Annotated in this window: 19 protein-coding genes; 17 read left to right on the top strand and 2 right to left on the bottom strand. The window is 28.0% G+C overall.

Translation table 11 applies throughout. From position 1 onward, the window contains the following. The first annotated feature begins 246 nt into the window (after nt 1-246). The 5 genes from GXK57_RS01750 to GXK57_RS01770 all read left to right on the top strand — a co-directional run bounded on the left by GXK57_RS01750 (nt 247) and on the right by GXK57_RS01770 (nt 6193). Complete coding sequence (locus GXK57_RS01750; protein WP_160670510.1) at nt 247-588, top strand: hypothetical protein; 342 nt, start codon at nt 247-249, stop codon at nt 586-588. Between the two features lie 490 nt (nt 589-1078). Beyond that, nucleotides 1079-2509 carry a Na+/H+ antiporter NhaC family protein gene (locus GXK57_RS01755; protein WP_160670513.1) on the top strand — a complete coding sequence of 477 codons (1431 nt, stop codon included), beginning with the start codon at nt 1079-1081 and terminating at the stop codon, nt 2507-2509. A 182-nt stretch (nt 2510-2691) separates the two neighbouring features. Beyond that, complete coding sequence (locus GXK57_RS01760; protein ID WP_160670516.1) at nt 2692-3060, top strand: metalloregulator ArsR/SmtB family transcription factor; 369 nt, start codon at nt 2692-2694, stop codon at nt 3058-3060. Nucleotides 3061-3084: 24 nt separating this feature from the next. Then, entirely contained in the window at nt 3085-5583 is a 2499-nt protein-coding gene (locus GXK57_RS01765) for a heavy metal translocating P-type ATPase (RefSeq protein WP_160670519.1), read from the top strand. Between the two features lie 277 nt (nt 5584-5860). Then, entirely contained in the window at nt 5861-6193 is a 333-nt protein-coding gene (locus GXK57_RS01770) for a zinc ribbon domain-containing protein (protein ID WP_243156343.1), read from the top strand. 605 nt (nt 6194-6798) lie between these two features. On the opposite strand, the gene GXK57_RS26800 is transcribed toward GXK57_RS01770, so the two are convergent. Then, nucleotides 6799-8022 carry a peptidoglycan DD-metalloendopeptidase family protein gene (locus tag GXK57_RS26800; protein ID WP_279285471.1) on the bottom strand — a complete coding sequence of 408 codons (1224 nt, stop codon included), beginning with the start codon at nt 8020-8022 and terminating at the stop codon, nt 6799-6801. Nucleotides 8023-8310: 288 nt separating this feature from the next. On the opposite strand from GXK57_RS26800, the gene GXK57_RS01780 reads away from it, so the two are divergent. From GXK57_RS01780 to GXK57_RS01805, 6 genes are all read left to right on the top strand, one after another. Then, nucleotides 8311-8505: a hypothetical protein gene (locus tag GXK57_RS01780; RefSeq protein ID WP_160670522.1), complete on the top strand. Its 195-nt coding sequence runs from the start codon at nt 8311-8313 to the stop codon at nt 8503-8505. 10 nt (nt 8506-8515) lie between these two features. Further along, the gene (locus GXK57_RS01785; protein ID WP_160670525.1) at nt 8516-8731 is read left to right on the top strand and encodes a hypothetical protein; all 216 of its coding nucleotides are present in this window, start codon (nt 8516-8518) and stop codon (nt 8729-8731) included. A 153-nt stretch (nt 8732-8884) separates the two neighbouring features. After that, complete coding sequence (locus GXK57_RS01790; RefSeq protein WP_160670527.1) at nt 8885-10531, top strand: dsDNA nuclease domain-containing protein; 1647 nt, start codon at nt 8885-8887, stop codon at nt 10529-10531. A gap of 15 nt (nt 10532-10546) precedes the next feature. Then, entirely contained in the window at nt 10547-11083 is a 537-nt protein-coding gene (locus tag GXK57_RS01795; RefSeq protein WP_160670530.1) for an ABC-three component system middle component 1, read from the top strand. A gap of 22 nt (nt 11084-11105) precedes the next feature. Continuing rightward, entirely contained in the window at nt 11106-14105 is a 3000-nt protein-coding gene (locus tag GXK57_RS01800; protein ID WP_160670533.1) for an SMC family ATPase, read from the top strand. A gap of 127 nt (nt 14106-14232) precedes the next feature. After that, a complete protein-coding gene (locus GXK57_RS01805; RefSeq protein ID WP_160670536.1) occupies nt 14233-14445 on the top strand; it encodes a hypothetical protein in 213 nt (70 codons plus the stop codon). A 351-nt stretch (nt 14446-14796) separates the two neighbouring features. On the opposite strand, the gene GXK57_RS01810 is transcribed toward GXK57_RS01805, so the two are convergent. Further along, on the bottom strand, nt 14797-15024 hold the full coding sequence (locus GXK57_RS01810; protein WP_160670539.1) for a helix-turn-helix transcriptional regulator: 228 nt from the start codon (nt 15022-15024) through the stop codon (nt 14797-14799). Between the two features lie 114 nt (nt 15025-15138). On the opposite strand from GXK57_RS01810, the gene GXK57_RS01815 reads away from it, so the two are divergent. The 6 genes from GXK57_RS01815 to GXK57_RS01840 all read left to right on the top strand — a co-directional run bounded on the left by GXK57_RS01815 (nt 15139) and on the right by GXK57_RS01840 (nt 19411). Beyond that, nucleotides 15139-16788, top strand: a complete 1650-nt coding sequence (locus GXK57_RS01815; RefSeq protein WP_160670542.1) for an ATP-binding protein — start codon at nt 15139-15141, stop codon at nt 16786-16788. A 530-nt stretch (nt 16789-17318) separates the two neighbouring features. Further along, nucleotides 17319-17585 carry an RNA-binding S4 domain-containing protein gene (locus GXK57_RS01820; protein ID WP_128211190.1) on the top strand — a complete coding sequence of 89 codons (267 nt, stop codon included), beginning with the start codon at nt 17319-17321 and terminating at the stop codon, nt 17583-17585. Nucleotides 17586-17860: 275 nt separating this feature from the next. Continuing rightward, on the top strand, nt 17861-18151 hold the full coding sequence (gene yabP, locus GXK57_RS01825; RefSeq protein ID WP_128211191.1) for a sporulation protein YabP: 291 nt from the start codon (nt 17861-17863) through the stop codon (nt 18149-18151). Nucleotides 18152-18159: 8 nt separating this feature from the next. Further along, nucleotides 18160-18549, top strand: coding sequence for a spore cortex biosynthesis protein YabQ (gene yabQ / locus GXK57_RS01830; protein WP_128211192.1), 390 nt, complete (start codon nt 18160-18162; stop codon nt 18547-18549). 89 nt (nt 18550-18638) lie between these two features. Then, nucleotides 18639-18944, top strand: coding sequence for a septum formation initiator family protein (locus GXK57_RS01835; protein ID WP_160670545.1), 306 nt, complete (start codon nt 18639-18641; stop codon nt 18942-18944). Nucleotides 18945-19006: 62 nt separating this feature from the next. Next, entirely contained in the window at nt 19007-19411 is a 405-nt protein-coding gene (locus GXK57_RS01840; protein ID WP_128211194.1) for a S1 domain-containing RNA-binding protein, read from the top strand. Nucleotides 19412-19699: the final 288 nt, after the last annotated feature.

Genomic DNA, 19699 nt, shown 5'->3' on the forward strand with positions numbered 1-19699 from the left:
AAGATATGTATAATATTCAGTATATACATGCTTCTCATAGTTAACTCAAGATCATGCGTCTCATACTGATACAAAGTTAAATGATTTTAAGACTAGGGAAGTAATCTATGTATAAATTATGTGGAATGTTTAATATTTATAATTATGTAGCATATAATCGAATAAATGTATGGTTATTAATAACTACGGACTATTTAGTGATATATTCCGTATATTTGATAGTATGGTATAAATGGGAGGAACAAAATGAGAAAACTATTATTATCGTTAATTACCGTGCTACTTTTATTCACTTTTGTTGGGTGTGCTAAAGATAAAGAATCTATGACTACAAATAGGTCGTACGCCTCGATGTTGATTTACAACAATACTGCTTATTATCTCTCATCGGATGTTATATCAAGTGAGAATCTAGATAATCAGATTGGAATTGTTAAAAAACAAGTTACTCCTTCTCCTAAAAATGATGGGGAAGCAAATGAGTGTCCAGTTGGAACAAAAATATTTTCTATAAAGGATATAGACGTAAAGGAAGCAATTGCGATAAATTTTCATAATGAATATTACAAGGCTATAACAAAACATTAAATTGCGCAAAATAGGAACACCTTTGTAAGCGTAAAAACTACTTTTATCCAAAGTTCTTAAAGGGAACTAATTATGAACGAATACTTTAGAAATCAAATCATATAATAGAGCAAATAATGTCAAAAGTACGGTAGTCATTTGCTCATCTGTAGCTCCAAGAAAGTTAAAGATATATATTGGAATTTAGTACTAGCAAATTTGAATTGTAGAAAAAATGAGATTAATGTTTTTAAATCTGAGTATTCTAATAATGTCTAAGGTGGAAGTTGATAGAACTAGTAATATAATTAAGAACTAATCTAAAGTATTCCAATAAGCTAAGAAATAATATGAATTTACTGTGATAAAGTTAAGTTCATATTATTTTTTTATATAAATTTCTTAGAAGTTCAGATGTAATTTTATAGTGTAATTTGAATTAATAAGGTTAATTAAGATGTTTGATGCAAATACTAAGTTCATCAATAATACTAAAAAGGAAGTCGATAATATGAGTCAAGGACTAATATCATTATTTATACCTATAATAGTTATTGTTTTAGCTATGACTACAAAAAGAATCATAGCTGCGCTTGTTGTCGGAATTTTAGCAGGAGGTATACTACTTGCAGGAGGAAACATAATCAATGGATGTATATTAGCTATTGAGCATTTAGTTAAGTCAACTGCTAATGAGGAGAGTGTATATATAATAATGTTCCTATTTTTATTTGGAGCCTTTGGTGAAATCATGAAGTTATCAGGTGGAATAAAAGGTTTTTCAAAACTAGCTAATAAATATGTCAAAACAGAAAAAGGTGCTTTAGGCACTGTATGGATAGTTACTATTTTCACTTTTATTGATTGTTGCTTTCACGCCATATCTACTGGAACAATAGGAAAAGCATTAATAGAAAAAGTTAAGGGAAGTAAAGAAAAATTAGCAATTATTGTTAACGTAACTTCTTGTCTGTTAATTATCTTAATTCCGTTTGGAACTACTTATGTAGGCTATATAATAGGAGTTATAAATTCCTCACTAAATAAATCAGGTTTAAAAATTTCAGCATATAGTTTATATCTTAAGAGTATTCCTTTTAATTTTTATGCCATAGTTATGATAATTGTGAGTATTTGCATTATGCTCTTTAATCTAAAATTTGATTATATTGTTAATAAAAGTAATAACGAAAAACAAAGAGATGAAGAAAGTCAAAGTCATGGGCATGAGGCACATGAACAATGCGAATTTGAAGAAAAAGCGCCACCAAGGCCATTTAACTTAATTTTTCCTTTAGGATTGCTTATTGCAACTACTTTCTTTTTCTTTTGGTATACTGGTAAAGGAAAAGGTCAAGGGTTTACTGGAGCAATAATGAATGCGGATTTTGAAAAATCAATTTTACTTTCAGGTGTAGTTTCTGTGGTAATTACTACAATATTTTACCTAATTCAAAAAATACCTATGGAAGAAATAGAAGGTCATTTCTTATCAGGTGGAAATGAAATGATGCCGCCTATTATTGTTTTAGTTTTAAGTTGGGGATTATCAAGTATCATAGAAGATTTAGGTTTTGTAAAATTTATTACAAATGCTATTGGACCGCAAGTACCTGCTACACTAATTCCAGTTGTAATATTCTTAATAGGCTGTGCTGCATCATACTTTATGGGTTCCGCTTGGGGGACGTGGGCGCTTCTAATGCCAATAGCTATACCGCTTGCAGTAACTACAAATTCAAATCTATCTTTAGTAATAGGAGCTGTACTTGCTGGGGGATCACTAGGAGATAATGCCTCACCGCTTGGAGAAACAGCGATACTGTCGTCTACTATAGCAGAAATCCCACTTATGAAGCACGTTAAGACAATATTACCGTATAGCATCGTTTCTATAATAATTTCATCAATATTATTTATTGCATTCACATTTATAGTTTAAAACTAGTAAGTTAAACCTATTAACCTATATATAAGGCTAATAGGTTTTTTATTATATATGAATAATTTATAAAACTAAAAAGTAAAATATTTTTTTATATTTAGTTGACAAAGTAAAGAGCTTTTGCATATAATGAACACATGAACAAGTATTCATATGTTCATATGAAAAGGAATGATAATATGGAAAAAAAAATAAACATTGAAAATTGTAGCTGTTCAATTATACATGAGGATGTAGTAAATAAAGTAAAAGAAAGTATACCTCAAGAAGAAACTCTGTATGATTTAGCTGACTTATTTAAAGTGCTTGGAGATTCAACAAGGATAAAAATATTATGTGCTTTGTTTCAGGCAGAAATGTGTGTTTGTGATATAGCTGCATTACTTGCAATGAATCAATCAGCTATCTCACATCAACTAAGAGTATTGAAACAATCTAGACTTGTAAAATTTAGAAGAGAAGGAAAAGTTGTCTATTATTCACTAGATGACGAACATGTTAAGAGTATTTTTGACCAGGGATTGATCCATATAGCAGAAAAAAATTAAACCATTATTAGGAGGGATAAGATAATGGAGAAAGAAATTAAAAAACTTAGTAAAAGTAATCTTAAAGCAACAACCATAGACATTAATAAAAAGAAGATTAATGTGAAAAAACAAGAAACTAATAATATTAAAAAGGAATTTATTCTTGACGGTCTGGATTGTGCTAATTGTGCTGCTAAAATAGAAGATAAGGTAAGTAAGATTGCAGGAATTAGTTCAGCTAATGCCAATTTTGTAACCAAAACCCTAACCTTAGAAATTGAAGAAATAAATAGAGTACAGGAATTAATTAAGGAAATTACTGATACTATAAAAAAAATAGAGCCTGATGTAAAAGTGAAAGAGAAAAATGCGAAAAAGCCATTAAAAAAAGAAATATTATTACAAGGTCTATGCTGTGGTAATTGCGCTGCAAAAATTGAAAGAGAAACTAATAATATAGATGGTGTAAAATCTGCGAGGGTGGACTTTGTATCAACAAAACTTATAATGGAAATTGACAATCCCTCTAAGAATAGTGCTATCTTAAAAAAAGTAAACGAAATAGTTGGTAGAATAGAACCAGACGTAAAAGTTATTGAAATTGAAAATAGAAGTAAAGTATCTAAAAGTAAAAGCCATGATCATGAGCATGGAGATGAAGATGATCATGAAGATGGACATGAACACGGTGAAGGTAGTAAAAAAGAAATAATTAGATTTGCAGTAGGTGCAGCAATCTTTGGATTAGCAACTGCAATGAAGTTTTCAAATATAGTAGAATTAATACTTTATACTATAAGTTATGTAATTGTTGGTGGAGAAGTAGTTTTAAGGGCATTAAAAAATATTAAGAGAGGTCAAGTCTTTGATGAAAACTTTCTTATGAGTATAGCAACTATTGGTGCCTTTACAATTGGCCAATATCCTGAAGGTGTAGCGGTTATGTTGTTCTATCAGGTAGGTGAAATATTCCAAGGTATGGCCGTTAACCGTTCAAGAAAATCTATAACAGCTCTTATGGATATAAGACCTGATTTTGCAAATCTAAAAATTGGAGATGAACTTAAAAAAGTATCACCAGAAGAAGTCAGCATCGGAGATATTATAGTTGTAAAACCAGGAGAAAAAGTTCCACTAGATGGTAAGGTAATAGAAGGTACTTCAATGTTAGATACTTCTGCGCTAACTGGTGAATCAGTTCCGAGAGAAGTAAAAATTGGCGATAATATCTTAGGTGGAGTTATTAATAAGAATGGTGTTTTGACAATTGAAGTAGAAAAAGAATTTGGAGATTCTACCGTTGCAAAGATTTTAGATTTAGTTCAAAATGCAAGTGGCAAGAAAGCACCAACGGAAAATTTCATAACAAAATTTGCCAGATACTATACACCAGCTGTAGTTTTTGCAGCTCTAGCATTAGCTATAATACCACCACTTGTTATAGAGGGAGCGACATTCTCAGAGTGGATATATAGAGCATTATCATTCTTAGTAGTATCTTGCCCTTGTGCTTTAGTTGTATCTATACCACTTGGATTCTTTGGAGGAATAGGTGGAGCCTCAAAGAATGGAATACTTGTTAAAGGTGGTAACTATTTAGAGGCTTTAAATAACGTTGAAGTTGTAGTATTTGATAAAACTGGAACACTAACTAAAGGTGTGTTTAAAGTAACAGAAGTAAGAGCAGAAAATAGTTTTTCAGAAAATGATCTTATTTCATATGCAGCATATGCAGAAAGTTATTCTAATCATCCAATAGCAACTTCTATTGTAAATGCATATAACAAAAAAATAATTAAAGAATCAATTCAAGACTATGAAGAAATATCAGGATATGGCGTAAAAGCTATAATTGATAGCAGAAATGTATTAGCCGGTAATTATAAATTAATGGAAAAAGAAAATATACCTTATAAAAAAATAGAGGTTATAGGTACTGTAGTTCATGTAGTTATAGATAAAAAATATGCAGGATATATAGTAATATCTGATGAAGTTAAAGATGATTCAGCGAAAGCAATTAAAGAATTAAAGGCTATTGGAATTAAGAAAACAGTAATGTTAACAGGTGATAATAAAGCAGTAGGAACTAAAGTTGCGAAACAATTAGGATTAGATGAAGTTCATGCCGAATTACTACCGGATCAAAAGGTTGAAAAGGTAGAGTTACTTGATAATGAAAAGTCACCAAAAGGTAAGTTGATATTTGTTGGTGATGGAATAAATGATGCACCTGTTTTAGCAAGAGCTGATATAGGTATTGCAATGGGAGGAGTAGGTTCAGACGCTGCAATTGAAGCTGCTGATGTTGTAATAATGACCGATGAGCCTTCTAAGATTGCTACAGCAATAAAAATTGCTAAAAAAACAAGACGTATAGTTATGCAAAATATAGTTTTTGCATTAGGAATAAAAGCTATTCTATTGGTATTTGTGGCTATTGGTTTAGGAACTATGTGGGAAGCTGTATTTGGGGATGTTGGAGTAACGCTATTGGCAGTTTTAAATTCAATGAGAGCTATAAAAACAGAGAAAATATAATTATTATTTTAGAACTGTCATTAATCTTATATGCTTTAAATAATGTATATGAAAATGGCCTTAATGGATATTTAAAGAAAATATTTTTATGTATCATGAGTGATTGTATCGATATAGTAATCTAATCACAATAAATAAATGGACAAATACGCATATATTCAGATAATGTGAAATATTATAAATTTCAAATAGCATTTCACATTATAAATTTTTAAGTATTATGAAATAAACTAATATCTTCAAATATTTAAATTTTAATATAAAAGGAGTGATAATTGTGGGAATAGACGATTTCTTAAAAAGTCTTGGTGGAAAGCACCATGGAGATCATCATGGTAACCATCATACAAACCATAAAAATAACAATCATAATTATAGACAGGATCATTACGATGATAGTGAAAGATTGGATTATATTCAAGAACAACATGATTATTCACAAAAAGATGAAGTGGAATGCCCTAAGTGTTCGACTACAATTCCATTGAAGAGTAAATTTTGCCCTAATTGTGGTGTATCATTGAATCCTATATTAAAATGTAATGGATGTGGTGCAAAAATGCCATTAGGAGCAACATTTTGTTCAGAATGTGGATTAAAAGCGAGATAGCTAATAAGTATACTAATCATTGAAATATATAAATTTTAGTGGTTACTAGTTAATTAACTATATGAATGTATTAGATAAACATGGATATTAAAGTTTTTTTGATAAACTTTACTAAAATAGTCATTTATAGTATTAATACTATAAATGGCTATTTTTATTATGCTTTAGCGCTTAAAGAAAACCACCTGCTAAGCGGGTGGTGGGCGGTTGGTTATACCGTTAAAAAATGATAAGTAATATCAAAAATCTATTGTTTATCATTTTTTGTGATACTAGTAAACTAATACTTGATAATACAAAACTAAGAATAACGTTAGTTTTAAAGGTTAAGCCTATAATTTTGATGTAAAGCAAATCGACTAATTAGAAAATATATGAACAGTTTTAATTAAAAAAACGCTTTTATATATTTTTTAGGCTTATAGCCGCAGAGCAATCAACCCGTTTGACGGGTGGTCATGACTCTTAAGAAAGTATAATATTAAGAAAATAAAGATATGTAATAAGACTATGGCTCAAACCTCATTAATAAAGACGAGTCATAGTGTTATGAAAAGTAATTTATTATAGAAATAATATGGTGAAATTTGTTTTAAAATTTATGATTAATCTAGATATTTCATAGGATTAACTGGTTGTCCATTTATTCTTATTTCAAAATGCGCATGAGGACCAGTACTGTAACCAGTAGAACCAATGTATGAAATAATGTCTCCTTGATTTACTCTTTGACCAGCAGAAACATTTAGTTTAGACGCATGTGCATATAGAGTAGTCACCCCATTTCCATGATCTATTATAACCATGTTTCCATAAGCTTTGTTATATGTGGCTGTTGTTACAACTCCAGACTTGGATGCTTTAAACGGAACTCCATATCCTGCACCTAAATCAACACCGGTATGAACACTATTTTTACCAGTAATAGGATGAATTCTAGGTCCGAAAGAACTTGTTATTCCTCCTGGAGCAGGACTTATAAATCCATCTGTTGAAGTAGTTTGTTCGTTAGAAGAACTTGTATTATTAAAATAGTCTTTAAGGTCTTCAGTATCTTCCTCATATCTTGAAATTTCGTTTTGTATGGCTTTTTTCTCATCAGTTAAGCTTTGAATTACTGCTAAACGCTCGTTTTCAAGCTTTCTTAGACTATCTACTTCAGACTGATATACTGCTAAAGAATCATTATAACTTTTCTTAGCAACCTCAACACTTGCCTTTTTAGCTTCAATATCTTCTTTTTGTGTATTTAATTTACTTTCTTTCTGCTCTAATTGTTTTTGAATTTCAGCAACTTCATTAATCAAGTTATTATCCAGCTTAATTATTCTAGTCATACTTGAAAATCTTGAGATAAAATCACCTAAGCTGTTAGAATCAAGTAATACATCAATCATATTATTTGTGAAATTAGCCTTATACATACCTCTAAGCCTTCTACCCAGTATGTCTTTTTTCTGAACTAATTCTGCTTGCTTATCTATTATTTCACCTTTAATATTATCAATGTTAGTAGTGAGCTCATCTATGGATCCTTGTAAGCTATTCATCTCATTTTTGAGCTTATTTATTTCAGCTTGTACATTATTAAGCTGAGTATTTTTGTCGTATAGTTCTTCTCTTACTTTTTTCAAGTTATCTTGTTCTTGATTTTCTTTTGATTGAATAGTATCTTTATTTTTTTGAAGATCTTCGATTTTTTCATTGTTTGACTTAATTTCTTCTTGAATTTCTGATTGAGTTTTTGAAGAAGCCTTTATACTAACCATTGAAATATTTGAAAATATAACTAGTCCAGCTAATATGATAGATAATCTTTTTTTATTCATAAAATCCCCACTTTAGTTAAACATAATTTCATTTATTGACTACCAACACATGAACACATGCTCATATGTTCAATTAATATAATAACTTATACTAAAGAATCTGTAAAGTAATAATATCATTTAGACTACATGTTAAATATAGAATCTAACTATTAATATTTCATTTAAAAAATCGTTAAAAATTCTCAAACTTTATGCGACTTAACAAAAGACTATGTAATTACAGAGATAAATGCTTGGAAATATGAAAAAGAGGCGTTAAGAAGAGTTTTTATAAGGCAGGTTTTATTGGGATTAGGATATAATGATGAAAACTATGTTAAAAAGTTTATGGAAGGATTGAGGCAGTATAAAGGAAATGCTAGAGAGAATCCTATGAAAGCAAAAGATTATCTTGAAGAGTGGATTCCGATAATACTTTCAGCCTTAGTAATATATACTAATATTTATATTGCAGATTATAAGAAAAGTTATAGCTGGTGATATATCTTCCATGGATTTAAGAACTTTCTTCTTTACATCAGTAAGTGGCACCATATATATACCTGTCTTTGTTGGACTTATTCAGCGGTTTATAAAAGCTTTATCAGGGAAATATACATTTAAATTAGCGGCACCAATAACTACTACAGAATTAACCGAATATAAATGGGTTAAATGTAACAGTTCAATTATAATATATATGATGAAGAAGTGCGTAAATATTTAGTCAACCATACATAAAGTAAGAGAAAAATTGAGATTGATTTAATAGAAACTGAAGATGGACTGTTATTGCTTAAAAGTAATTATTAGAATAATATATAATTATAAAATTATTTGTAATATATTAGTATAATGTTAATATTTATGGGGGTTGTGTATGGATGCAGCTAAAATTGATGAACATTTTGAAAATTATATTCAAAATGAATCACTAAGAGATGAATTTTCAGATGAACAGCTGAAAGAAGAAATTGAAAAAATAAAAAAAGTGCTACTTAATAAGAATATTGTAAATACAGATTTGGGAGGATTAATAGCTCTTAGAGGTTTTGTTTTTCAATATTATGTTGCAATTTATTATATGGTAGAAATGATACACTCAAGGGTAGCTTGGTGGAATGCAGTAACATTTGAATTAATAGATGATATTAGTCTTGTTTCAGACAATAAAATAAAGATAATACAAGTTAAAACAAAAAGAGAAGATTCTATTAATAGAGTTATAAATATAAAAGATGATCTTACAAAGAGAAGCAATAAAGGATTGGACAGTTGGCTGGACAAGTTGTTTTCTAACAATAAAATTATTGATGGTAAGTATATTCAATTTGAATTAGCAACAAATACTAGGGTACAAGAAGATCTTGAAGATTATTGTTATGAAAAGCATAGCATAAATAATAAAGATATAGGTATCAAAGATAAATTAAGAGTTGAATTAGACAAAGATAAGATAGTTAAGGATAAAGATGGTAAAAAGAATGTGGTATTTAAATGGAAAGATTTAAATAAGCATTCAGTGGAATGGTATCTAAATAAATTCAATATAAGGTATTTTGGGTTTACAGAAATAATAAGAAGTGAGATTATATTTAAAATTACAGAAATTATTGGCGTTGACAATATAGCTAAGGGTATATCAGAAATAGTGTTAAACTCATTGTTAGTAAATGTAATGGAAAGAACTCATAGTGATAATGGTAAAAATGTAGAGAAGTTAACCTTTCATAAGTTAGAAATAGAAAAGTGGATTAAAGATTCTACAGAAGAAGGAAAGAATATAATTGTGGACTATTCTAAAAAACAGGTACTGAAAGGTGTTTATAATCAAGTTCTTGATGATATACAAGCAAAAATTGAAAAATCATGGTATAACAGGTCAATAAGAAATGAACTATTAGATAGTTTAAATTGGATTAGGATTGAATTCAAAAAGAAAGAAAAAGAAGATGTTTATTTCTATCAAAGATTTTCTAGTAAATTATTTGATCTAGAAGATAAAGAGGAATATATGATAAATGATACTAAGCACAAAGGATTCTTATATAATTCACTAGAATTTATGATTTTCTTCTTAACTTTCTACGATGAGAAAGAACTTTTATTTGATAATACTCAATTAATATTTAAAAAAGTTAGCATAAAAGACTTTGCGAACCGTATTCTATCAGTATGTAATATGCAAGAAGATATGGATATAAATCAAGCAAAAGACTATATAGCAGTTAAAGCAAAAGAATGCGAGTTTTCTAGAACATTAAAGCATGATTACTACTGCTTGATAAACGATTCAGTAGAATGCGAGGATATATTTGATGAGAAAGCTTTTACTAAAGATGAGGAGTTTGAAGAAGATGTAAACTTACCATCAATTATAAAAACTCCATTAAACATAAAGTATGTAGTAGGACAAAAATTCAAAAGTAAATTGAAATCGTTAGAGAAAAATCAAGATAAGTTTAAATCATTTAAACAAGCGAATGTTAGAGATAAAATAAAGGTGTTTCTCAACGAAGAAGCATAAGTTGAGGTGAAATTAATGAATTCTATTAAATACAATACTTTAATTAATAGATTAAAAGATAAGAAATTTAAAAGATTAAATTGTGAACAAAGACTTGAGGCGATGTTTTCTAATGCTAAACAAGAAGTATGGCAAGATAACAATAAAGTAATTATAACTAAATCGTATACTAGTGCACCACATTTTCTTAATGAATGGTACAAAGATCAGTCTAACATACTCCATTTATATAAAATATTAGAAACAAAATTTAAAAATAATATATATTTTATTTTAAGCATGGATTGGGAAAGACAATTCGAAGAAAAATTACATTCTGAGATTAATAGAGTAGAGAAAAATTCTAAGTTATGTAGAAAATACGTTATATGTGATTTGTCAGATATAGAAAGAATTTTCTTTTTCAGTGATAAAAATTTGGACAATGGATTTTCAGGATATGAAAAAAAGTTTCGTGAAAGTTTACAGATATTTCAAGAAAGAAGCAATATAGTGCCACAATTAAGGAGAGATATTGATAATTACTTTAATTTAAATATGAACCATGAGTAGTGTTGAGGAGAATTTATAATAAATGAAAATTGAAAAATTGAGAATAAAAAACTTTAGAATATTTAACGGGGAGTATACATTTAATCTTAGTGATATAAAGCTATTAATTATTCAAGGGAATAACGGTCATGGAAAGAGTACTATATTTGATGCAATAGAATGGTGTTTATTAGGAGAAATAAGCAGATATAAAGGATCAGTGGAACCTAGCAAATTTAATTACCTAATAAATAGTGATTTGGTTAAATACAATAACGCTAAAATGCAGGTTGAATTAGTTTTAGCTAATGATAAAGAGAGACATACGATTATTAGAACATTAAATAAATCATCAACTAATACTAGAGGTGAATGTAAAGTTAAAGTAGATAATAAAGAGGTTGGTGTAAGAGAAGGAAACAAAATTATTCAACAAATTCTTATTGATGTAATTGATGATGATATGCAAAGTAATCCAATTAATCAAGATAAGATATTTAAAGAATTCTTTGTATCAACTCAAATATTATCTCAAGAGGTCGTATCAGAATTTGTGTTGAGTAAAGCGCCAGGTGATAGATTTAGAGTTATGGAAAGTATATTGGGGTTGAAAAAATATGGTGATGAATTTAGAAGGTATATAAATCAGTTATTAGCGGATAAAAAAGAAATTATTCAAGTGGAAGCAGCAATGAGCGATTCATTGCAACATAAAATAGACAATCTTAATAATATGGATTTCAAATTATCGGCAGAAATTGAGAGTAAAGAAAGTTATGTTAAAGAAGTTCTAGTAATAGATGAAGTTCAGATAATAGAAAAGTTTAATGAAAATATAAAAAAATATAATCTAATAGAGGAAAATAAGGAGTTGCATTTATGGGTTAATTCTTATTTGGATAATGGATTTAAGGAAGAACTAATTAATGCAAGAAAATATATTAAAAATAGACTAGATGATATATATAAAAAGTTAGCAATCCTAAACAAATCTGAATCATTATATGAAGAAGATGTTGTAATAATAAATAATAAAACAAAAGAAATTAAACAATTAATTCAGATCAAATCTAATGAAATACAATCCAATGAAGAAAAACTTTCTCAGATTAAGTTATTATATCAAGGTCTCTTAAAAGCTAATAACTACAATAAAATATATAATGATGAATTGAAGTTATTAAATGAGTTAGAAAAAAATATAGAAATTTTGAAAGATAAAAAAAATAAAATATTAGCTATTCCTGAAATTTTGCATGTTATCGATGTTTTTGGCAGCATTAATAGATTTAAAGATTGGCTCAAAGATATGGATATAAAGGTACTAGAAGTAAAAAGAGCTTTGCATCTAAAAACTAAAGAATCTGAATATCGTAAATGTATTAATAATATTGATTCAATTAAAAAGACAATTAGTGAATTAGCAAAGGAAAAGAAAGTTGTTGAAGATGATATACAAGTTAATTCTTCTAGGTTAATTAATATTGTTAAAAGCATAGATGAAAGTGAAAATGACTCAATTAATCAAATTATCTATAATGTTCAACAATATATACTTAATAATAATTATGATAAATGTGTGGTCTGCGGTAGCAGTTTTAAAGATAATATAGAACTAAAAGACGCTATAAGGTTAAAAATATATGAGGCAATTAGTGAAGTCGATAATCTTAATGAAACGAAATTGCAAATAAATAGTGATATATTACAAGCAGAAAAAAGACTAAGAGTTTTAAATTCACAAATAGAAAAAAATATGGATTTATTAAATAAAGAAAGTTACTTAGAGAGGGTTATTCTTAGCGATATAGAGATATCTAAATCAACATTAAATCCTGATTTATTAAAGTCTGATATTGAAACCTTAGAAGAAAGTGAAAGCAACTATATTAAAGCTATAGAAGAATGCTCAAAGTCATTTAATATAGTTGAACAGCTGGAGAGTCTTGAAGAAAAAATTACAATTCTTGATAAGCAGATTATTAATAAAAGTTATAAGTTAAATGATATTAAGAATGAAGTTAAGGATTTTCAAAAGTATTTGAATCAGAATAACTCAGTTTTAGAAAAGGATATTAATTTAACCGAATTAAATATAAAAAAAATAGAATTTGAAGTAAAGTCTTTAAATGATGAGTATTTAGATATCAATAGTAAATTGAAACAGATTAATAAACAAAAAGAGGTCCAGGAAGAGAAAACTAGTTATATTAAGAAATTAATGCCAGAATTTTTAGGAACCAAAGAAGATATAAAAAAATTAAGTATTTCATTAAATCACAATGAGCAAATTTTAAACGAAATAAATGCCGAATTAGAAGCACTATCACGCACTTTAGAATGTAACTTTTTACAAGTGTCAGTATCAGAATTGAGGTCAGATTATAAAGGTATAGTAAATCAGATTAAAGAAGCCAAAGCTAAAAAGAAAATTATTATTGATGGTATACAAGAGAAGCAGCAATATATTTCTGATTTACAGAAAATTGAAAATGAGAGTAAACTAATACAAAGCAAATTAATGGGAGATTATATGAATCACTATAATGAAATAATAGATAGGCTTTTTTTTGAAATAAGTCCCCATGCATTTGCAAGACACGTAAATTTAATTACGAAAACTGGGAATTTATTTATTATATTAAGTAAAGATAAAATAGATAGAGATGAATTAATAAAATTAGATGAAAATAAATTGTATCAGCTAGTAAATGCGAGCCTCACATTAAGTTCAGCACAATCAAATATTTTAGCAGTCTGTATTTTTATTGCACTAAATATTACGCAAAGATGGACTAAACTTAAGGTTTTGGGGATAGATGATCCATTTCAAAATATGGATGATGTTAATGCATATTCGTTTATTGATACAATTACTAATATTCTTTCAGACAGGCAGGTTATAGTAAGCACTCACAGTGATGAGTTTGCAGCTCTTATTGAAAATAAGGCTAACTTGAATTTTGAAGAAATTGGTTTTATAAGACTTGACTCATATAATAAGAATACAGTAGATATAGTAAGCAATGTTCTAGTTAAGTGATGTACACTATATAGTTAGTTTTCTATAACTCATCTTGCAATCGTGCATACTTAAAATATAAAATGAAGCTATCTTATATTGTATTATCATGTATTCAATTTTTATATTGTTATATGGATTTTTAAGGATGATAAATAGAATTGATTCTATAAAAAATAAAGAAATAATCCTTGATACTGGAAGGAGCATTATTGGAAAGATTCTCTTTGTTAAAGATGATTTATATGTAGTATTTCACAGAAATGAATCGATATATATTTCTAAAAGTAAAGTTAAAAATATAGTAGACATAAAATTGCTACTTCCCCATAAAGACAAGATAGCCGAGAAAAAATACTGAAGCTTACTCAAATACACTTTATATCTGAGCTAGCTTATTGGTCAGTATTGATTAATTCTAAAGAAAATATATATCACTTTTGTAAATGGATTGTATTACATACCGTTGTTCCATGGAAAAATTTATATAATAAAATAGAAAGTAGATACATACAAATGCTATTGCTAACAAAACTATTAATTGTAACAATTATAATATTTATAATAATAGTAATTGCAAAGAAGAATTTTTAATAAATATAAGTAAATGCTTTTTGAATTTTTTTATTAAAGGAGTTTAATGATAAATATTTAAAAGCTAAATTAATAGTAAATAAAAAAGACTTAACTTTATCTAAGCAGTTAAGTCTTTTTACTCTTTAAATTTAAATAAGTCATCAATGTTGATACTTAAAGCATTTGCAATTGCAAAAACTTCATAATCGAATACCGGTCTAGTTTCTGATTCAATTCTAGAAAGCATTGGTTCGTCGATTTTTACTCCTTGTATATTTATTCTTGCAACTAAATCTTTTTGAGTACAATTCTTTTGTTTACGAAATAACTTTACTTTACTTCCAATGATATTTTTTCTTTCCATATCAATCATCCTTAAACAATTTATGTATTAATTTTAGTAAATTGCTCAAAATAAAAGTTGTGCAATACACAAGTTTCAGAGGTTTGATAAAATTTTTAAATAGGAGTGATAGATTTGGAAAAGTGTATACCATTAGTGAAAGATGCTTCCATGTATAAAGAAATTGCAAAAAATATAGTGAATCCTTTAGAAGTTCCTAGAGAAGCTATAAGTAATTCTATAGATGCCGAGGCTAAAAATATTAATATAGAATTATATAGAAATAATGAAGGACTATTTTGTATAGATTTTATAGATGATGGAGTTGGGATGGGAAGAAATGAAATTGAGCGCTTCTTTAACTTAGGAGATTCATGTAAAGACACCAGAAATATTGGAGAGAAGGGCTTAGGAACTAAAATATTTTTTAGAAGCAAAAGGATAACTGTAATAGCTCAAAAAGAAAATGTAGAAAGAACTATAGCAGTAATGGATGATCCATGGGAGAATTTAAGTAATGGAAAGGTTCCAGTTTATACTATAGAAAATACAGCTCCAATTGTAGGAAATGATGGTACGACAGTTAAGATTGAAGGATATTTAATTGATAATCCTGAGAAGTATTTCAATTTCTATACATTGAAGGACTATATACTATGGTTTACTGCTGGTGGTAGCTTTAAGAATCTATTTGCTACATATTCTGAATTAAATAGATATGTTAAAAATATGCAAGTAGCTCCTAGAATATTTATAAATGATAAAATACAGCAGGTTAAGGAAGAGATAGGAGGAACACATCAGTTTTATCCACCGCAGGAAAATCCAAAAGATGACGAACATGAAAAGGTGTATAAAAGATCAGTTAACTATTGTAGACATTTTGGACCATATCATAGAAGCACTAATATAAACGGAGAATATGTATCTTTTCAAATGTACGGAACTGTATCAGGGGTTAATTGTAGAAAATCAATATGCAAACTAAGACATTCAGAAAGATTAAAAAATAGATTTGGAGTATATTTGGCTAAGGACTTTATACCAGTAACTAAAAAGTCTAGTCTTATAACAAATCCGAATTATCATCATTTTCACCTTGTAGTAAATTCTCAAAATTTTGAGTTAACCGCTGATAGAAATAATATAAGTAATCAAGACGATCCTAAAGTTAAATGGATACTCAGTAGTGCTAAAAAAATTATTGATGAAGACATATTACCAATTGCTGAGAGTGTGTATTTCAAAATGAGGAAAGAAGAAGAATGCCAAGCTCAGATACAAGATAAAAATGTGGCGCTAAAGAATAGATTAATTAATTTCTCTAAATTACAAGGATTAAATATAGACAATATACCGATAAAAAAGATTCCGGATAATGAATCTCAAGTTGCATTATTGCTCACGGCGCTATTAAGTAATAATAAATTTAAGCAACATATTAAATATATAGATTCTATAGCACATTACTCACAGCATTCGACAACAGATTTAATATGCATTAATAATGATGGAAATCCTTTATTGGTAGAAATGGAATTTATGCTAAGTAATATTTTTAAACATGACCATCCTTATGAGACTTTTGATTGTATAGTTTGCTGGAAGATAGATATAGAAGTTAATGAGAAGAAAAAGTTAATTGATGGAACGGAATTAAAGCTAATATGTGAAAAAGAAAGATGGTTACTAAAATTTGGTGCTGATAAAATTATACCTATTATCGAATTATCAAATGTAATAAGAGTTGTAAGCGATTCAAAATATTTTGAAAGTATATTATAAGGTAATTCTTATTTTAAGTAATTAGATCATATTGAAGAAGTGGAATAAATATCTTGACTTATACGTAATAGGTAATTGCCTAGTGCTGATTTACATGACCAGGATGATTCGCGGAAAGTATGTTAGGATAGCTAATGATATATACATAATGAGGATATTCAAGTTTAATGGGTTTATAATGTTTATCTATATTGCATTTGAAGTAATTACCTTAACTTATAAAACTACCTGCCTTATATCTTGTATAAATACTCTAAAATAACACACATATATATGAAAGTTTTGCTTTTTCATACACTACTAATTTGTGTGAAATGCAATCCTTATTCTACACTAGAATCTTTATTGTATTATGTAATATATTTAAACACAGATATTGTAATATCAACATCTATAGTATATAATCAATATGGGTTCCTCTTTACGGCTGATATGCTGGTAAAGAATTCAAAGAAAAAGTTAATAAGTAATAGACATATATTTATAGGGCCCGAGTATTCTCGGGTTCTTAAAATTATAAGGAGTTATATATGAGATTAGATAAATACCTTAAAGTTTCAAGAATAATAAAAAGAAGAACTGTTGCTAAAGAGGTTTGTGAAGGTGGAAGGGTATCGATAAACGGTAAAGTTGCAAAACCATCCACTGAGGTAAAAGTAGATGATATAATTGAAATTGTATTTGCTAATAAAAAATTAAAGGCTAAAATTATTAGTATAGTTGAACATGTTAAAAAAGAAAATGCAAAGGCAATGTATGAAATTCTTGAAGGTGAAGAAGATAGAGACGAGGAGTAGAAGTTTCTTTGACATAAAAGTCAAAGAAACTTTTTTTATCTATATCATAGTATATATAGATAAAATCAATATGAATTTCAGTAGAAGGGGCTTATATTATATCTAAAATAAAGAATAAATACTTTTTAAGTCTCAGCAAGTATATATTTTAATAAGTTTATTTGAAGGCTATTTAAATAAGACATAATCCTCACTATAAATAAAAATATTAATCTATCGAATATATCAAAAAAATTAGTCATATAGTTTATTATAAAAACATATAGGAGGATATTATGGAGAATAAGAAGGAGCTAAAAGCTGAAGAAAGAAAAAGCAACCTAACACTAGAAAACAGAAAAAGGGTTGTTTTAACAGGCGTTGTGGAAGTTCTCAACTTTGATGAAGAAAAGATATTGTTAAATACATGCTTAGGGATGCTTACTGTAAAAGGTGAGGGGCTTAAGATGAATAAGCTTGATGTACAAAATGGAGATGTAGTTATTGTAGGAAAGGTATCAGCTATGATTTATTCTGGTGAAGTAAAAAAAGAGAAAGAAAGTATCTTAAAAAAGATATTTAAATAGGTGATGCTATGCTGCTTCCGTTAAAGATACAATTTGAGATAGTAATATTTAGTCTTATGGCAGGTTTAATAGCTGGTATACTTTTTGATTTTTACAGAATTGTAAGAGGATTCGGTGCTCCTAAATTCATAATTTTCATAGAAGATTTTTTGTTTTGGGTGTTAAATGCAATAATAATATTTACGTTCCTTCTTTATGTAAATTATGCTTTCTTGGGAATGTATGTATACCTGTTTATAATAATAGGAGCACTTATATATCTTAACTTATTTAGTGATAAATTAATGAAGATTGAAAGAAAAGCAGAGAGGGTTACTGGGAGAGGATTTAGAGTGATTTTTAAAAACTTGCTCTATATTTTTAAAAGTATATTTTTAAGAAATAAAATCAATAAGTAATTGGATAAAAAAATAACTTGAATAAAAAATGAATAGTCATTAAAATAGGAGTATAAATGAATTTTTTTGGAAATCAAAGGGGCTTGATTATGAGAAATAAGTTTACTCTTAAAAATATAGCGATATTTTTAATTTTTTCAATATTTAGTTTTAGTTTTATAAGGCAAGAAGTTACTATGAGAAAGATTGATAAGCAGGTAACTGAAAGACAGATAGAACTAGATAAAGTGAAAGAAAAAAATGATCGATTAAAAGATCAAGTTAATATGTCAAAAACTGATGCTTATAGTGAGAAGATGGCTAGAGAGAAGCTAGGTATGATTAAACCTGGTGAAAAGAAGATTATAACTAAAGACAATAATACTGTAAGTAATGATTCAAGCTCCACAAAATAGGTTATTATACAAATAACATAAATTTTAATATTCAAATTATTTTAAGGAGGAACATTTTTAACATGACCTTAATGGCAGGAAACATTTTAGAAGGCACAGTGGTTAACATCACAAACTTTGGAGCATTCGTAGAGGTAGAAGGTAAGACTGGACTTGTACACATTTCAGAAGTGGCAGATTCATTTGTAAAAGATATAAGGCTTCACCTAAAAGAGCAAGATAAGGTAAAGGTGAAAGTTATATCTGTAGATGATAATGGCAAGATAAGCCTTTCAATAAAGCAAGCAAATGTTCAAAAGAAATCAGTTAAACCTGTAGAGATTGACTGGAACTCAGAAAAGAAAAAGTCTTCTTCAAATAATTTTGAAGATATAATGTCAAAGTTCCTTAAGGATAGTGAAGAGAAGATGGCAGATGTTAAAAAACATCAAGAGTTTAAATCAAAAGGTAGAAAGAACTTAGGTTAATATAAAGTATTTAAATAAAAAAATCGGATGAATACATCCGATTTTTATTATTTTTAGCAAATAATAAGATATATTTAGAGGTTTATATTAAATTTATAAGCTCTAAAACCGCCATTTTTAATGGTTTTAAGAATTTATGGAGTATATAAATAAAAAAATATAAAAAAGTGTTGACAGTATACATGTCATACCTTATAATAAAACTTGTCGCTGAGAGGCGGAAAGATAATTATGCTGGAGTGGCGGAACTGGCAGACGCACAGGACTTAAAATCCTGCGGTGCTAAAA

Origin of the sequence: Clostridium sp. C8-1-8, from assembly GCF_009928445.1 — a bacterium.
Lineage (GTDB): Bacteria > Bacillota > Clostridia > Clostridiales > Clostridiaceae > Clostridium_AR.

Coding starts and splice junctions, on each gene's coding strand:
- GXK57_RS01750 (WP_160670510.1), top strand. CDS start 247: ATGAGAAAACTATTATTATCGTTAATTACCGTGCTACTTTTATTCACT.
- GXK57_RS01755 (WP_160670513.1), top strand. CDS start 1,079: ATGAGTCAAGGACTAATATCATTATTTATACCTATAATAGTTATTGTT.
- GXK57_RS01760 (WP_160670516.1), top strand. CDS start 2,692: ATGGAAAAAAAAATAAACATTGAAAATTGTAGCTGTTCAATTATACAT.
- GXK57_RS01765 (WP_160670519.1), top strand. CDS start 3,085: ATGGAGAAAGAAATTAAAAAACTTAGTAAAAGTAATCTTAAAGCAACA.
- GXK57_RS26800 (WP_279285471.1), bottom strand. CDS start 8,022: ATGAATAAAAAAAGATTATCTATCATATTAGCTGGACTAGTTATATTT.
- GXK57_RS01785 (WP_160670525.1), top strand. CDS start 8,516: ATGGATTTAAGAACTTTCTTCTTTACATCAGTAAGTGGCACCATATAT.
- GXK57_RS01790 (WP_160670527.1), top strand. CDS start 8,885: ATGGATGCAGCTAAAATTGATGAACATTTTGAAAATTATATTCAAAAT.
- GXK57_RS01795 (WP_160670530.1), top strand. CDS start 10,547: ATGAATTCTATTAAATACAATACTTTAATTAATAGATTAAAAGATAAG.
- GXK57_RS01800 (WP_160670533.1), top strand. CDS start 11,106: ATGAAAATTGAAAAATTGAGAATAAAAAACTTTAGAATATTTAACGGG.
- GXK57_RS01805 (WP_160670536.1), top strand. CDS start 14,233: ATGATAAATAGAATTGATTCTATAAAAAATAAAGAAATAATCCTTGAT.
- GXK57_RS01810 (WP_160670539.1), bottom strand. CDS start 15,024: ATGGAAAGAAAAAATATCATTGGAAGTAAAGTAAAGTTATTTCGTAAA.
- GXK57_RS01820 (WP_128211190.1), top strand. CDS start 17,319: ATGAGATTAGATAAATACCTTAAAGTTTCAAGAATAATAAAAAGAAGA.
- yabP (WP_128211191.1), top strand. CDS start 17,861: ATGGAGAATAAGAAGGAGCTAAAAGCTGAAGAAAGAAAAAGCAACCTA.
- yabQ (WP_128211192.1), top strand. CDS start 18,160: ATGCTGCTTCCGTTAAAGATACAATTTGAGATAGTAATATTTAGTCTT.
- GXK57_RS01835 (WP_160670545.1), top strand. CDS start 18,639: ATGAGAAATAAGTTTACTCTTAAAAATATAGCGATATTTTTAATTTTT.
- GXK57_RS01840 (WP_128211194.1), top strand. CDS start 19,007: ATGACCTTAATGGCAGGAAACATTTTAGAAGGCACAGTGGTTAACATC.